The following is a 14788-nucleotide window of genomic DNA, read 5'->3' as shown; positions in this document are numbered from 1 at the left end:
CTCCCATGACTTTTTGTAAGATCATCTAAGATAAAATATGTTGCATTGACAGAAAGAAGTACTTACGTAAAATCCATAAAAGCGACCTTAGGGCGGTGTGAGCTAAGGATGGAGGCGTAACGAAAGGCATTCTTGAGCAGCGTAAAACAAAGCGGCTGGATGCTACGACACCAGCAAATAGGGTGGAACCGCGGGAAAAACTCTCGTCCCTATGTTTGCAAAGAACCTTGCGAGCATAGAGACGGGAGTTTTTGTGTTCTCTTACAAGGTTCTAATCCCACCCGCCATACATAGCGGTTGGTGTAGAAAAGATGGAGGTGCGATCATTGAATATTCAAGACATGATTTTGACACTGCAAAAGCATTGGTCAAATGAAGGCTGCGTATTAATGCAGGCGTATGACACAGAAAAAGGTGCCGGAACGATGAGTCCATACACGTTCCTCAGAAGCATCGGCCCAGAGCCGTGGAAGGTAGCATATGTAGAGCCTTCAAGACGCCCGGCTGATGGCAGATATGGAGAAAACCCAAATAGATTGTATCAGCATCATCAATTTCAAGTGATCATTAAGCCATCACCTGACAATATTCAAGAACTATATCTTGAATCATTGAAGGCGCTTGGCATTGACCCGCTGAAACATGATATTCGTTTTGTGGAAGACAACTGGGAAAATCCATCTCTTGGCTGTGCTGGACTTGGCTGGGAAGTATGGCTTGATGGGATGGAAATTACGCAATTCACGTATTTCCAACAAGTCGGCGGCTTAGAATGTAAGCCCGTTTCTGTTGAAATCACATACGGTATTGAACGTCTTGCTTCTTACATCCAGGACAAAGAAAATGTCTTCGATCTTGAATGGACAGACGGATTTACGGTCAGAGATTTATTCTTAATGGCTGAATATGAGCACTCTGTGTATACATTTGAAACATCTAATACTGACATGCTGTTCGAGCTATTTACAACCTATGAGAAAGAAGCACACAGTCAAATGGACAAAGGACTTGTTCACCCGGCATACGATTATGTCCTCAAATGCTCTCATACGTTTAACCTGCTCGATGCAAAGGGCGCTATTTCTGTGACTGAGCGAACTGGTTATATCGGAAGAGTACGTCAGTTAGCAAGAAAAGTAGCCAAAACCTATTATGAAGAACGCGAAAAATTGGGATTCCCTATGCTAAAAGAGGAGGCGGCTTCTCATGAATAAACAAGATGTATTACTTGAGATCGGCTTAGAAGAGATGCCGGCTCGTTTCATGCCAGAGAGCACAAAACAGCTAGGTGAGAAAGTAAAAGCATGGTTTGAAACGCAAAATATTTCATTCGAAGAGACTGCTTTATTCAACTCACCAAGACGTCTTGCTGTACTTGTGAAAGGTGTCGCAGAAAAACAAGAAGACATCAAAGAAGAAGCAAAAGGCCCAGCTAAAAAGATTGCCCAAGATGCTGAAGGCAATTGGACAAAAGCTGCTGAAGGCTTCGCCCGGGGCCAAGGTGCTTCAACAGATGATCTCTATTTCAAAGAGATCAAAGGAGTGGATTATGTCCATGTCCAAAAGTTTCAAGAAGGGAAGCAAGTCAAAGACCTTCTCCCAGCGTTAGGTGAGATCGCTGCTTCATTAAGCTTTCCAAAGAACATGAGATGGGGAAGCGAAGATTTACGCTATATCCGTCCGATTAAATGGATTGTTTGTTTATTTGGACAAGAGATTGTACCTGTTGAAATTGCTGGGGTGAAAAGCGGCCGTGAAACAAGAGGACATCGTTTCCTTGGTACGACAGCCAGCATTGACTCACCTGCTTCTTATGAACAAACTTTGCGCGATCAATTTGTGATTGCAGACTCAGATAAAAGAAAACAATTAATTACTGAACAGCTAAATGCGCTATCTTCAGAAAAAGGCTGGGTCATTCCTGTTGATCCTGAACTTCTAGAAGAAGTGAACGATCTTGTAGAATATCCAACTGTGCTGTCTGGTTCCTTTGAAGAGGAGTTTCTTGCATTGCCGGAAGAAGTATTGGTGACAACAATGAAAGAGCATCAACGCTACTTCCCTGTGAAAAATGAGCAAGGAGAATTATTGCCGCATTTTATTACAGTCAGAAATGGAAACAGTGAGGCGCTGGAAAATGTCGCAAGAGGGAACGAAAAAGTACTTCGCGCACGTTTATCAGATGCTGCATTCTTCTATAAAGAAGACGAAAAACTAGTGATTGAAGACAATATTAAAAAGCTTGATAAAGTGGTATTCCATGAGAAACTTGGAACAATCGGCGACAAGCTGAAGAGAGTGACAGACATTGCAACCCGTCTAGCGTCGCATGTCGGAGCAGATGAAGAAACAACAAAACGTGTGGCTAGAGCAGCAAGTATTTCGAAGTTTGACCTTGTGACTCAAATGGTCTATGAATTCCCTGAATTACAAGGAATTATGGGTGAGAAATATGCAAGAGCTCTTGGTGAGCATGAAGAAGTGGCAAGAAGCATTAACGAGCATTATATGCCGCGCTTTGCTGGTGATGAGGCGCCGTCTACTTTGATTGGTGCGATTGTGGCAGTAGCAGATAAGCTCGACTCTATTTGTTCATTCTTCTCAATCGATGTGATCCCTACAGGTTCTCAAGACCCTTATGGACTTAGAAGACAAGCGAGTGGTATCGTTCAAATCCTGCTCGACCGTCATTGGAATATTTCATTTAAAGAGCTGTTAGCACTTGCTCAAGTAAAAACAGATCATGAAGCTGCTCTAATTGAATTTTTAACGCATCGTTTAAAATATGTTCTTCAAGCAGAGCATATCCGCCATGATGTTGTTGATGCAGTGCTTGATGTTGAAAATATTGAGCCATATGCAGTTGTCAAAAAAGCAGCTGTTCTTGAAGAGAGTGTAAAACAAGAAAGTTTTAAAGAAACGGCTGAAGCATTGGGACGCGTCATTTCAATCAGTAAAAAAGGCGAAGACGCAGAGATTCAGCCTGAACTGTTTGAAAATGAACATGAGCAAAAGCTGTTTGAGGCGTATCAGCAAGTAGAGAAAGCTGTCAAGGAACATGTAGCAGCAGGACAATACAGCTTGGCACTTGAGGCACTGGATACGTTAAAAACACCGATCGTTCATTATTTCGATCACACAATGGTTCATGCGGATGATGAAAAACTGAAGCGAAATCGGTTGGCACAGATGGTCAAACTAGCCAAAGTGATTCAATCATTTGCGAATATGAACAATTTAATTGTAAAATAAATACCTAAGAACGGTTGCCTTTTCCGAAGGGCAATCGTTTTTTACTCATTTAATTCACGGTTTTTGAGTGGATTTTTGTTTCATTCGGACAAAGATGCGCTATAATATGATGAGTTATGAAAATGATATACATAAAATAAAGATTTCGCTCTCTCTATTTAAAGGTGGTGAGTACAATCGAGTTAAATAAACGGCAAGAGCAGATTTTACAGATTGTCAAAGAGAATGGTCCGATCACTGGAGAGCATATCGCCGATCGGCTGAACTTAACAAGGGCGACCCTCAGACCGGATTTAGCCATTTTAACAATGTCAGGCTTTTTAGAAGCAAGACCAAGGGTCGGCTACTTTTTCACAGGAAAAACAGGCACGCAGCTTCTCGCAGATAAGCTGAAAAAACTTCAAGTGAAAGACTTTCAATCCATTCCAGTGGTGATACATGAGAATGTTTCGGTTTATGATGCGATTTGTACGATGTTTTTAGAGGATGTGGGCACATTATTCGTTGTGGACGATCACTCTATTTTAACAGGCGTATTATCAAGAAAAGACCTCCTTCGCGCAAGTATAGGGAAACAGGAGCTTCCATCTATCCCTGTCCATATTATTATGACAAGAATGCCGAACATCACCGTTTGCCGCAAAGAAGATTTCATTATGGATGTGGCGAAGCACTTGATTGAAAAGCAAATAGATGCACTTCCTGTGATAAAAGATACGGAAAAAGGCTTTGAAGTGGTCGGAAGAATCACGAAAACAAACATGACGAAAATACTTGTCAGCTTATCGGAGAACGAAATAATCTAATGACAGAAGACTGCGAGGGGATGTTATGAGTAATCGCGTAATTTTTGTGGTATCAGATTCAGTAGGAGAAACGGCAGAGCTCGTGGTCAAAGCGGCACTTAGCCAATTTGATGGCGGCTCATCAGACCATTCAAATATTAGAAGAATCCCGTATGTAGAAGATGTTGGTACGATTAAAGAAGTCATTTCACTGGCGAAAGCAGATAATGGGATCGTCTGCTTTACTCTTGTTGTGCCAGAAATGCGCCAATTCTTAATCGAGGAAGCAGAAGCAAACGGTGTCGTTTATTATGACATCATCGGTCCACTCATTGATAAAATGGAGACGGCATACGGAAATGAAGCGAAACATGAGCCGGGTCGTGTACGTCAATTAGATGAGGACTATTTTAAAAAGGTAGAAGCCATCGAGTTCGCTGTGAAATACGATGACGGCAGAGACCCAAGAGGTATTCTAAAGGCTGATATTGTGCTCATTGGTGTATCACGCACGTCCAAGACACCATTATCTCAATATTTGGCGCATAAACGGCTGAAGGTAGCGAACGTACCAATTGTACCTGAAGTTGATCCGCCAGAAGAGTTATTTTCAGTTGATCCGAAGAAATGTATCGGTTTGAAAATTAGTCCAGACAAACTAAATCATATTCGCAAAGAGCGTTTAAAATCTCTTGGTTTAAATGATCGCGCTATTTATGCGAACATTGAGCGGATTAAAGAGGAACTAGAGTATTTTGAAAAAGTGGTTGACCGTATTAACTGTCAAGTCGTTGATGTATCGAATAAAGCAGTTGAGGAAACGGCAAATGTCATCCATCAAATGCTGACCAAAAGAGGTTCCGAATAAACTCAGGATGCTCCTCCTGGGTTTTTCCTATGGTGGGAAACGGGTAAACAAAAACAATAGCATATTTGCTGCATTTGTATTATAATAAAAAATTGTGATAAAATGATTGATTTTAGGTTTAAGTTAAGTCAAGAACGAATAAACTAATATTGGCAGAAGTCAAGTGATTCTGAACATAACTTTTCGACAAAATGAGTTTTACTGTTGATTGCTTTATGGGGGAAAAGTATGGTCTTTTTGCTTCTCTAAAGCAGGAATAAGGTGGAGGGATGGAGAATTAGTCACCTGAATGAACGTAAAAAAGAGAGGACGATTTATGTCGATGCAGATGCTTGTCCTGTAAAAGACGAAATCCTTTCTGTCGCATCTCAATTTCAAGTACCAGTGACATTCATTGCTTCATATGAGCATTTTCAAACCAAAAGATCTCCACTTGAAGATTGGCGGTTTGTAGATACACATAAGGAAGCAGCGGACTTAGTCATTGCCAACTCAGCTGCCGCACATGATATTGTCGTCACCCAAGACATTGGTCTTGCCTCCTTACTGCTTCCGAGACAGGTCATTGTTCTGTCTGAAAGAGGACGAATGTACACAAACGAAACAATTGATTTTGATTTGGAACGCAGGCATGTTTCCAGCAAACAGCGAAGAAAAGGTGTATACGGAAAAGGTCCCAAAAAGCTTTTAGAAGAGGATAAGAAGCGATTTATGGCGCAACTACAAAAAATCCTGTCGAATCATGAAGGATTTTTAAATTAAAAGGCGAATAATGTACGACGGAGTGTTATTAGGATGAGCAAACGTATACCAGATGAACTTTTGGAGCAGATCCAAAAAAACGCAGACATTGTCGAAGTGATTGGAGAATACGTACAGCTTAGAAAGCAAGGTCGAAATTACTTCGGTCTTTGTCCATTCCATGGTGAAAATACTCCTTCATTCTCTGTTTCAGCAGATAAGCAAATCTTCCATTGTTTTGGCTGTGGTGCAGGAGGCAATGTGTTTTCGTTCCTCAGACAAATGGAAGGCTACTCATTTATTGAAGCCGTTTCACATGTGGCTGATAAGTACCATATTGATCTGCCTGATCAGGTGGCGAATGCTCAGATGAGTTCCTCTCAGCAGGAGGACACAGCAGATCATAAAATGATTGAGGCCCATGAGCTTCTTAAGAAATTTTACCACCATTTGCTGGTAAATACAAAGGAAGGTCAAAACGCACTCGATTATTTACGGTCCAGAGGCTTTACGGATGAAACAATTGCCAAGTTTGAGATCGGGTATGCTCTTGATTCTTGGGATTTCGTGACCAAGTTTTTAGAAAAACGAGGATTTGATCCTGTGATGATGGAGAAGGCTGGTCTTTTGATTCAACGTGAAAACGGCACAGGCTTTTTTGACCGCTTTAGAGATCGTGTCATGTTTCCCATTCATGATCATCATGGAACGGTCATCGCTTTTTCCGGAAGATCGCTTGGTGATCAGCAGCCTAAATATATGAATAGTCCTGAAACGCCGCTTTTTCATAAAAGTAAGCTGCTTTATCACTTTCATGACGCACGTATGCATATTCGCAAACGCGAACGCGCAGTTCTTTTTGAAGGGTTTGCAGACGTCATCTCAGCTGTTACATCAGGTGTCGGTGAAAGTGTTGCAACAATGGGTACGTCTCTTACAGAAGAGCACGTAAAGCTTCTCAGGCGGAACGTAGAAGAGATCATCCTTTGCTATGACTCTGATACGGCCGGATACGAAGCGACCATGAAAGCATCAGATTTGCTTGGAAAAAGAGGATGTAAAGTTCGCGTTGCCATGATACCAGATGGACTTGATCCAGATGATTACATTCGTAAATATGGCGGCGAGAAATTTAGGAATGACATCATAGATGCAAGTGTGACATTAATGACGTTTAAGATGAATTTTTTCCGAAGAGGAAAAAACTTATCAGACGAAGGAGACCGTCTTACTTATATGAAGCAGGTTCTCCGAGAAATCAGCCGGTTAAACGGCTCTTTGGAGCAAGAGATTTACATGAAACAGCTTGCTGGGGAGTTTTCGATCTCACTTGATTCATTAAAAGAACAACTGGAGCTGTTTGAAAAGCAGCAGCGGCAAGAAACCAAAAGCACGCAGGAAGAAAACGGGCTTGAAAAACGGCGTGCACATCTGTCAACACAAGTAAGAAGAAAGCGTCTGCGGCCGGCATATGAAAATGCAGAGCGAATGCTGCTTGCTCATATGTTAAAAAGCGATGACGTGATCCGCAAAGTACTTGACAGAATCGGGATTGAATTTAATATAGATTCGCACAGGGCGCTGGCAACGTACATTTATGCCTTGTATGAAGAAGGCAAAGAACCAACGCCGCAGCATCTGATGAACCGGATAGAAGATGATGTCATGAATCAGCTGCTGACGGATATATTGATGATTCAAGTCGGAGACGAACTAAGTGAAGCTGAATTAAGTGATTATGTAAAAAAAGTGTTGAATCATCGGAATTTGTCAATGATAAAGGAAAAAGAACTAGAACGTGCAGAAGCGGAGAGGCAAAAAGATTTCTTCAAAGCGGCAACACTTGCAAAAGAAATTATTCAGTTGAACCGTTCGCTGAAGTAATACGTCTATTATTAATGACAGGACTTACGGCTGGCAATGAATCCTTTACGGGAGGAGCATAAGACCGCAAGCATCTTGCCTTCATCATTATTTATTTTATTCCTATTTGCTTCGTCTTCTGTTTGACAGAGAGAGAAAAGCAGGGCGGAAGCAAATCGCAAGTTACTTTAGAATTCGTTGCAAGCTTTGGAAGGAGGGATCCATAATGGCTGATAAACAAGCCCACGAAACCGAAACTGAATTAACCTTTGAACAGGTGAGAGATAAGCTCACTGAAACGGGTAAAAAACGGGGCGTTTTAACATACGAAGAAATTGCAGAGCGTATGTCTAGCTTTGAAATTGAATCAGACCAAATGGATGAATACTATGAATACTTAGGCGAACAGGGTGTAGAGCTCATTAGTGAAAACGAAGAGACAGAAGACCCAAATGTTCAGCAGCTGGCTAAAGCGGAAGAAGAATTTGACCTGAATGATTTAAGCGTACCACCAGGTGTCAAAATCAATGACCCTGTTCGTATGTACTTAAAAGAAATCGGACGCGTCAATTTGTTATCTGCTAAAGAAGAAATTACGTACGCTCAAAAGATCGAAGAGGGCGATGAGGAATCAAAAAGAAGATTAGCGGAAGCAAACCTTCGTCTCGTTGTCAGCATTGCGAAACGCTATGTCGGTCGTGGTATGCTGTTCCTTGACTTGATTCAAGAAGGAAACATGGGTCTGATGAAGGCGGTTGAGAAGTTTGATTACCGCAAAGGATATAAATTCTCAACATATGCGACTTGGTGGATTAGACAGGCGATCACACGTGCGATTGCCGATCAGGCGAGAACAATCCGGATCCCGGTTCATATGGTGGAAACCATTAATAAATTGATCCGTGTTCAAAGACAGCTTCTGCAAGACCTAGGCAGAGAACCAACGCCTGAAGAAATTGCTGAAGACATGGATTTAACTCCAGAAAAGGTAAGAGAGATTCTTAAAATTGCGCAAGAGCCTGTATCTTTAGAAACACCTATTGGTGAAGAAGATGACTCGCATCTTGGTGATTTTATCGAAGACCAAGAGGCGACATCTCCATCTGACCACGCTGCGTACGAACTCTTAAAAGAGCAGCTTGAAGATGTATTAGACACGCTGACGGACCGTGAAGAAAATGTGCTGAGACTACGTTTCGGACTAGACGACGGAAGAACACGCACGTTAGAAGAGGTTGGTAAGGTGTTTGGCGTAACAAGAGAGCGTATCCGACAAATTGAAGCGAAAGCTCTTCGTAAATTAAGACACCCAAGCAGAAGTAAACGATTAAAAGACTTCTTAGAGTAGAAACCGGACGGATCTTGAAAGAGATCCGTTCTTTCTTATCAAAAATGAAAACGCTTTTTTCAATCTGATTATATTTTACTGAATAACAAATGAATTTGCAACGTTCTTAGAGAAAAGATGTATAAAAAATACATCTAAATGTGCTGGAGGCTTCATTTCTCATCTTGAATCATTTTTGTCTAATCTGTGAACTTGACCAAAGTTTTGTATCATAATTCGTTTACTTTTTGTAAAATTAAAGTAGAATTAGAATTGTTTGCATAGTCTCAAAGGGGTTTTCACAAAGGGGAGGATGAAAGAAATGAAACGGAATCCACTTATACCATTTTTATTGATTGCCATTTTAGGTATTGGACTCACTTTTTTCTTATCAATGAAGGGGCTGAAAGATGAAGAAAAAATTGCCTCAGGGGGCAAGGAGCAAAAGCAAGAAGAGACAGCAAATGCGACGCCGGAAGAATTGTATAAACAGAACTGTCTAAGCTGTCACGGGGAAAACTATGAAGGCGGCGCAGGTCCTGCTTTAAAAGGTGTTGGAGACAAGCTTGAAGTGGCTGACATCAAGAAGAAAATTCAAGAAGGCGGCAACGGGATGCCAGGCGGGCTGATTCCGAATGAAAAGCTCGATGAAATGGCGGAATGGGTGTCTAAAATTAAATAATCTTACACAAAAAGCTCTTTTTCAAAAGAAGAGCTTTTTTCATTTGAAAACGACTTTTAAAAAGTCCATAATTTATATAAGATAGACAAGTATGAACATTAAAGAAAAGTAGTGATACGTATGAATGAAATGAATTTATCCAAACGATTAAAAAAAGTCGCAGACTTTTTACCAGATGAGGCAGTCTTCGCTGATATCGGCTCAGACCATGCCTATTTGCCATGCTATGCGATCCTGCATCAAAAAGCAGTGAAAGCCATTGCTGGTGAGATTACCGATGGACCGCTCCAATCGGCGCAGCAGCAAGTACATAGACTTGAATTAGATGAACAGATATCGGTCAGAAAAGGAAATGGCCTTGAAGTCATTGAAAAAGGCGAAGTGAATGCAGTGACGATTGCAGGTATGGGCGGGGCACTCATCGCAAGCATTCTAAATGATGGAAGGCATAAGCTCGCAGGCCATGAGCGGCTCATTCTTCAGCCGAATATCCATGCCCACCATATTCGTTTATGGCTTTATCAAGAGGGGTATGAATTGATGGATGAAGTCATTTTAGAAGAGGACGGCAAAATATACGAAATCATCATCGCAGAAAAAGGCGATAAAGATAAAGCTTATGAAGGAATGTCACTTGAAGCAGGCATGCTCGTTGGTCCGTTTCTTGCGAAAGAGCAAAATGACGTCTTCCAGCGCAAGTGGATGCAAGAGCTTCAGCATATGGAGAAGATAGAAAGTCAAATTCAGCAGGCAGCACGGACAGAAGAAAACAAAGAGCGCCTTGAAGAGCTGAATGCGAAAATAAAGACGTTAAAGGAGGTTTTGACTGTTGGCTAAAACAGTAAACGGGCATGAAATCATCCAATTGTTTGAACAATTTTCACCAAAGGCATATGCCATGGAAGGTGATAAAATTGGTCTCCAGATTGGAACATTAAATAAAAAAGTAAGTAATGTGATGATCACCCTAGATGTATTAGAGAATGTAGTAGATGAGGCGATCGAGCGAAAAGTGGATCTCATTATTGCGCACCATCCGCCGATTTTTCGTCCATTAAAACATGTAGCGACAGATCAGCCGGCTGGACGGATCATTGAAAAATGCATCAAACATGATATTGCGGTATATGTGGCACATACGAATTTAGACGTAGCTGATGGCGGAGTCAATGACTTGCTTGCTGAGGCTTTAGAGCTTGAGGACACAAGTGTGTTAGTGCCGACATACGAGGATCCAATCAAACAGCTTGCTTTGTATGTCCCTGAAGAGTTTGAAGAGGCCATCCGGACAGCTTTAGGAAATGCGGGCGCAGGACATATCGGCAACTACAGCCATTGTGCGTTTTCAAATGAAGGGACAGGCAGCTTTTTGCCATCAGAAGAAGCTAAGCCGTTTATTGGGGAGTCGGGTCAATTAGAATTTGTGAAAGAAGTGCGGATTGAAACCATTTTCCCAGCAAGTATAGAAAAACAAGTGATTCGCGACATGATCAAAGCACATCCTTATGAAGAAGTCGCCTATAGTGTACACACGACAGATCTTCCTCCTATTCAAAAAGGCCTTGGCCGTATTGGAGAGCTAAATGAGCCTATGACACTTAGAGATTTCACACAATTTGTGAAAACGAAGCTAGATGTGAATGGTGCTCGTTTTGTAGGAGATCAAGACGCTGTAGTGAAAAAAGTGGCGGTGCTTGGCGGAGACGGAAATAAATACATCCATCAAGCGAAAAGAATGGGTGCAGATGTGTATGTGACAGGAGACCTTTATTTCCATGTTGCGCATGATGCCATGATGCTTGGGCTGAACGTAGTGGACCCAGGGCATTATGCTGAAAAGATTATGAAAGAGGGCGTAAAGGCGAAGCTTCAATCGCTATGTGCAGATAAAAAGTATGACGTACAGCTCTTTGTTTCTGAATCAAACACAAACCCATTTCAATTTATGTAAACAAAAAACGTCAGAGCGGATATGCTCTGACGTTTTCTTATTTCTTTGTTTTGACGCGAGGTAAAATTTTAGAAAGAGGAACGGTCCGTTCAATCTTCCAAGTCGTTTCATCATCCGGTTCATAGTTTTCTAAGAAACGAATGACTTCCTTTGTAATAGGTGTTGGTGTTGAAGCACCAGCAGTAACAGCAACGGTTTTGACGCCCTGCAGCCATTCCAGCTTGAGTTCACTTAAATCGCCAATACGGTAAGCCTGCGTTCCGGCTATCTCTATTGACACTTGTGCGAGACGGTTGGAGTTATTACTTTTTGGATCGCCGACAACAATGGTTAAATCGGCTTGACCAGCTTGCTGCGAGACAGCTTCTTGACGCACCTGTGTCGCAAGGCAAATTTCTTGATGATACTCGACGTGAGGGTATTTCTCTTTAATCAGCTCCATCAGATCGTGGACATCCCATTGAGACATCGTCGTTTGGTTCGTTATGAGCAATTTTTCTGATGTTAGATCGAGCGCCTCAATATCGGCTTCTGTTTCGACAAGATGTACCTTGTCAGGGGCTACTCCGACAGCTCCTTCTGGCTCAGGATGCCCTTTTTTCCCAATATAAATAATGTCATAGCCATCGGCTGTTTTCTCTGAAATGAGTTCGTGGGTTTTCGTGACATCAGGACAGGTCGCATCAATGGCGACAAGGCCTTTTTCTTCTGCGATTTGACGAACCTCAGGAGAAACGCCGTGAGCCGTGAAAATGACTGTTCCGCTTTCCACCTGCTTTAAAATGTCTAAGCGGTTTGGTCCGTCCAGTGTGTAGATTCCATCTTCCTCGAAGGCATCAGTGACATGTTTGTTGTGCACAATCATACCTAATATATAAATGGGGCGTGGCAAGTTCTTATCAAGTGCGGCATTTTTAGCAATGACCATTGCATCCACAACGCCATAGCAATAGCCACGCGGCGATATTTTAATTACATTCATTTATTCGTCCTCCTGTAGGGAAGTGCTGCTAGAGAAGAACAATATAAAAAGCCGTAAAAAACGGCTTTTTATCATTCTCTTGCTTCCATTATAGCCAAAGTAAGCGTATATATCAAAGATTGTTATACGCAGTGAACACTTCGCCGTTAAAAGATCACTAGACATATAGTTTTGGAACAGAGCTGCCAGATCTTTTTTTCGGTTTTGCTTCAGGAGCAGGTGATGTGTGTGGTGCTGCTTTTTTGACAAGGATGTCTTCGGGTTCAACATTTTCTTCTATTTCATCAGTTTGTGCTTCTTCCTCGGGCACTTCTGTTTCCGCGCTGGTCTCCGTTGCTTCTGCATCATCGTCATTTGTACTTCCTTCATCATCGTCCGCACTGCCAAGCTGGCTGTACAGTTTAATCATTGCAGGCAAATTTCTCACTAAAGGACCGTATTGCTGAATCATTGGCGTAAATTGCTGCGCCATCCCGAGCACTTTTTGAACATTTCCTAACATGCTTGAGAGGGTCGCAGGATTAGTGAAGCTCTGGATTCCTTGTAATCCCGCACCACCTCCAGAGACTCCAGCTCCTCCTGCGCCAGGAAGAAATTTAGAGAGCATGCCTTTAATTCCTGCTCCGCCGCCTAGTGCACGGCTCTCACCTCCTGGAATTCCGCCCATCCCGGGTAAACCGCCTCCCTGTACAGACGGGGAGCGAGGCATCATTTGCTGAAATGGATTGCCTTGCCCTTGAAAAGGCTGTTGGATAGGAGGCTGCTGCCCTCTTTGAAACATTCGGGGCTGTCCGCCATTTCCAAGGTGCCGGCGTGAGGGGCGGCGCGGCTGAAAATCGCCCATAGGCCTTTGCCCTAACATACTTGTACCTCCCTTACTGCATTCTCTTTCTCTTCATAGGTTATGCAAGGAAGCATCAATTGGTTTCCTGTAGGAAAAGCGGACATGGTTTTTTTACTGAAAATCAGCTATAATGAGGAGATGAGCAAAAAGGCATTGCCTTAAGGAGTGAAAACATGAAAGAAACAAAATTTACGACATATGAATTAAAGCCTTTTATTATAGATGCTATTCATGAACTAGGCTTTTATGAGCCGACTGATATTCAAAAAAGAATCATCCCTGCTGTTTTAAAAGGAGAAAGCGTGATTGGCCAGTCACAAACAGGAACAGGAAAAACTCATGCGTACTTACTGCCGCTGATTCATTCAATTGATCCAAGCAAAGAGCAGGTACAAGTCGTGATTACTGCGCCTACAAGAGAATTAGCCAATCAAATTTTCAAAGAAGCTCAAACGATTTTAAAGAATGCTTCTCCAGAAGAAGAGATCAAAGCAAAGCTTTACATTGGCGGAACGGACAAGCAGAAATCAATTCAAAAGCTAAAAAACCAGCCGCATTTGGTGGTCGGCACACCTGGACGTATTGCTGATCTCATTCATGAGCAGGCGCTGAATGTTTACAAAGCGACCTCTCTTGTCATTGATGAAGCGGATTTAATGCTGGATATGGGATTTTTAGAAGATGTGGACCGTATCGGTGCACAAATGCCAGAACAGCTGCAAATGCTTGTGTTCTCTGCAACCATCCCAGAAAAACTAAAGCCTTTCCTGAAAAAATATATGGACAATCCAAAGTATGCGCATGTTGAACCAAGACGGATTACAGCTGAAAACATTCAGCATATTTTAGTTCCATCTAAACAGCGTGATAAATTAAAATTGCTCCATGAAATGGTGACGAATGTACAGCCATATTTAGGGATCATTTTTGCCAATACAAAAACAACTGTTGATGAAATCGCATCGTTCCTACAAGAAAAAGGAATGAAAATCGGTGTGCTTCATGGCGGATTAACGCCGCGCGAACGTAAAAAAGTCATGAAACAAATTGAAGATTTGGAGTTCACTTATATTGTGGCATCTGATCTTGCAGCTCGCGGAATTGACATTAAAGGCGTCAGCCACGTGATTAACTATGAACTTCCATCTGATCTTGATTTTTATGTGCACCGCGTTGGAAGAACAGCTCGTGCTGGCTCATCTGGCATTGCCATGACCATTTATGAGCTGGCTGATGAGGATGCACTCATTCAAATTGAGAAAATGGGCGTTGTGTTTGAAAACAAAACCATTGTTCATGGCGAATGGCGAGATGCAGATGACCGTCTGAAGCGTCAAAGACGTAAAAAAGCACCAAATGAAATTGAAGAAAAAGCAAAACGTCTTGTGAGAAAACCGAAAGCCGTCAAACCTGGATATAAAAAGAAAATGACACGTGAGATGGATAAAATCAAAAGACAGGAACGTAGAAAGTCAAAGCGTAATGGAAAGTAG

General features: G+C 42.0%; 13 protein-coding genes and 1 other annotated feature. Of the genes, 11 read left to right on the top strand and 2 right to left on the bottom strand.

From position 1 onward, the window contains the following. Window positions 1-36 precede the first annotated feature (36 nt). Window positions 37-214, top strand: a binding site (T-box leader). 112 nt (window positions 215-326) lie between these two features. From glyQ to NSQ72_RS11350, 10 genes are all read left to right on the top strand, one after another. Beyond that, on the top strand, window positions 327-1214 hold the full coding sequence (gene glyQ, locus NSQ72_RS11395) for a glycine--tRNA ligase subunit alpha (RefSeq protein ID WP_012010611.1): 888 nt from the start codon (window positions 327-329) through the stop codon (window positions 1212-1214). Next, window positions 1207-3252 carry a glycine--tRNA ligase subunit beta gene (gene glyS / locus NSQ72_RS11390; protein WP_341084050.1) on the top strand — a complete coding sequence of 682 codons (2046 nt, stop codon included), beginning with the start codon at window positions 1207-1209 and terminating at the stop codon, window positions 3250-3252. Before glyQ ends, glyS begins: the two co-directional genes overlap by 8 nt. 167 nt (window positions 3253-3419) lie before the next feature. Next, complete coding sequence (locus NSQ72_RS11385) at window positions 3420-4058, top strand: helix-turn-helix transcriptional regulator (RefSeq protein WP_039180035.1); 639 nt, start codon at window positions 3420-3422, stop codon at window positions 4056-4058. 25 nt (window positions 4059-4083) lie between these two features. Continuing rightward, window positions 4084-4905 carry a pyruvate, water dikinase regulatory protein gene (locus NSQ72_RS11380; protein ID WP_008342399.1) on the top strand — a complete coding sequence of 274 codons (822 nt, stop codon included), beginning with the start codon at window positions 4084-4086 and terminating at the stop codon, window positions 4903-4905. A 261-nt stretch (window positions 4906-5166) separates the two neighbouring features. Then, complete coding sequence (locus tag NSQ72_RS11375) at window positions 5167-5667, top strand: YaiI/YqxD family protein (RefSeq protein WP_024423016.1); 501 nt, start codon at window positions 5167-5169, stop codon at window positions 5665-5667. Window positions 5668-5700: 33 nt separating this feature from the next. Further along, window positions 5701-7530, top strand: coding sequence for a DNA primase (gene dnaG / locus NSQ72_RS11370; RefSeq protein WP_024423015.1), 1830 nt, complete (start codon window positions 5701-5703; stop codon window positions 7528-7530). A gap of 205 nt (window positions 7531-7735) precedes the next feature. Continuing rightward, window positions 7736-8857: an RNA polymerase sigma factor RpoD gene (gene rpoD, locus NSQ72_RS11365; protein ID WP_008342392.1), complete on the top strand. Its 1122-nt coding sequence runs from the start codon at window positions 7736-7738 to the stop codon at window positions 8855-8857. A 301-nt stretch (window positions 8858-9158) separates the two neighbouring features. Further along, window positions 9159-9518, top strand: coding sequence for a cytochrome c550 (gene cccA, locus NSQ72_RS11360; RefSeq protein ID WP_034280134.1), 360 nt, complete (start codon window positions 9159-9161; stop codon window positions 9516-9518). A gap of 120 nt (window positions 9519-9638) precedes the next feature. Continuing rightward, window positions 9639-10355, top strand: a complete 717-nt coding sequence (locus NSQ72_RS11355; protein WP_073979119.1) for a tRNA (adenine(22)-N(1))-methyltransferase — start codon at window positions 9639-9641, stop codon at window positions 10353-10355. After that, a complete protein-coding gene (locus NSQ72_RS11350; RefSeq protein ID WP_047202316.1) occupies window positions 10348-11469 on the top strand; it encodes a Nif3-like dinuclear metal center hexameric protein in 1122 nt (373 codons plus the stop codon). The genes NSQ72_RS11355 and NSQ72_RS11350 overlap by 8 nt, the downstream gene beginning before the upstream one ends. A gap of 37 nt (window positions 11470-11506) precedes the next feature. On the opposite strand, the gene NSQ72_RS11345 is transcribed toward NSQ72_RS11350, so the two are convergent. Together NSQ72_RS11345 and vrrA are read right to left on the bottom strand one after the other, a co-directional pair. Then, complete coding sequence (locus NSQ72_RS11345) at window positions 11507-12451, bottom strand: 4-hydroxy-3-methylbut-2-enyl diphosphate reductase (RefSeq protein WP_341084048.1); 945 nt, start codon at window positions 12449-12451, stop codon at window positions 11507-11509. A gap of 157 nt (window positions 12452-12608) precedes the next feature. Beyond that, a complete protein-coding gene (gene vrrA, locus NSQ72_RS11340; RefSeq protein WP_058839071.1) occupies window positions 12609-13313 on the bottom strand; it encodes a VrrA/YqfQ family protein in 705 nt (234 codons plus the stop codon). Window positions 13314-13468: 155 nt separating this feature from the next. On the opposite strand from vrrA, the gene NSQ72_RS11335 reads away from it, so the two are divergent. Continuing rightward, entirely contained in the window at window positions 13469-14788 is a 1320-nt protein-coding gene (locus tag NSQ72_RS11335) for a DEAD/DEAH box helicase (RefSeq protein ID WP_024423009.1), read from the top strand.

The sequence above is a fragment of the Bacillus sp. FSL R5-0659 genome, assembly GCF_038008785.1.
GTDB lineage: Bacteria > Bacillota > Bacilli > Bacillales > Bacillaceae > Bacillus > Bacillus safensis.
Note: the sequence above shows the minus strand (reverse complement) of the source record. Positions and strands in the feature narration are given on the sequence as shown.

What these genes read in the sequence shown, in the direction of transcription:
- glyS (WP_341084050.1), top strand. Translation starts at nt 1,207, where the DNA reads ATGAATAAACAAGATGTATTACTTGAGATCGGCTTAGAAGAGATGCCG.
- NSQ72_RS11380 (WP_008342399.1), top strand. Translation starts at nt 4,084, where the DNA reads ATGAGTAATCGCGTAATTTTTGTGGTATCAGATTCAGTAGGAGAAACG.
- dnaG (WP_024423015.1), top strand. Translation starts at nt 5,701, where the DNA reads ATGAGCAAACGTATACCAGATGAACTTTTGGAGCAGATCCAAAAAAAC.
- rpoD (WP_008342392.1), top strand. Translation starts at nt 7,736, where the DNA reads ATGGCTGATAAACAAGCCCACGAAACCGAAACTGAATTAACCTTTGAA.
- cccA (WP_034280134.1), top strand. Translation starts at nt 9,159, where the DNA reads ATGAAACGGAATCCACTTATACCATTTTTATTGATTGCCATTTTAGGT.
- NSQ72_RS11355 (WP_073979119.1), top strand. Translation starts at nt 9,639, where the DNA reads ATGAATGAAATGAATTTATCCAAACGATTAAAAAAAGTCGCAGACTTT.
- NSQ72_RS11345 (WP_341084048.1), bottom strand. Translation starts at nt 12,451, where the DNA reads ATGAATGTAATTAAAATATCGCCGCGTGGCTATTGCTATGGCGTTGTG.
- vrrA (WP_058839071.1), bottom strand. Translation starts at nt 13,313, where the DNA reads ATGTTAGGGCAAAGGCCTATGGGCGATTTTCAGCCGCGCCGCCCCTCA.
- NSQ72_RS11335 (WP_024423009.1), top strand. Translation starts at nt 13,469, where the DNA reads ATGAAAGAAACAAAATTTACGACATATGAATTAAAGCCTTTTATTATA.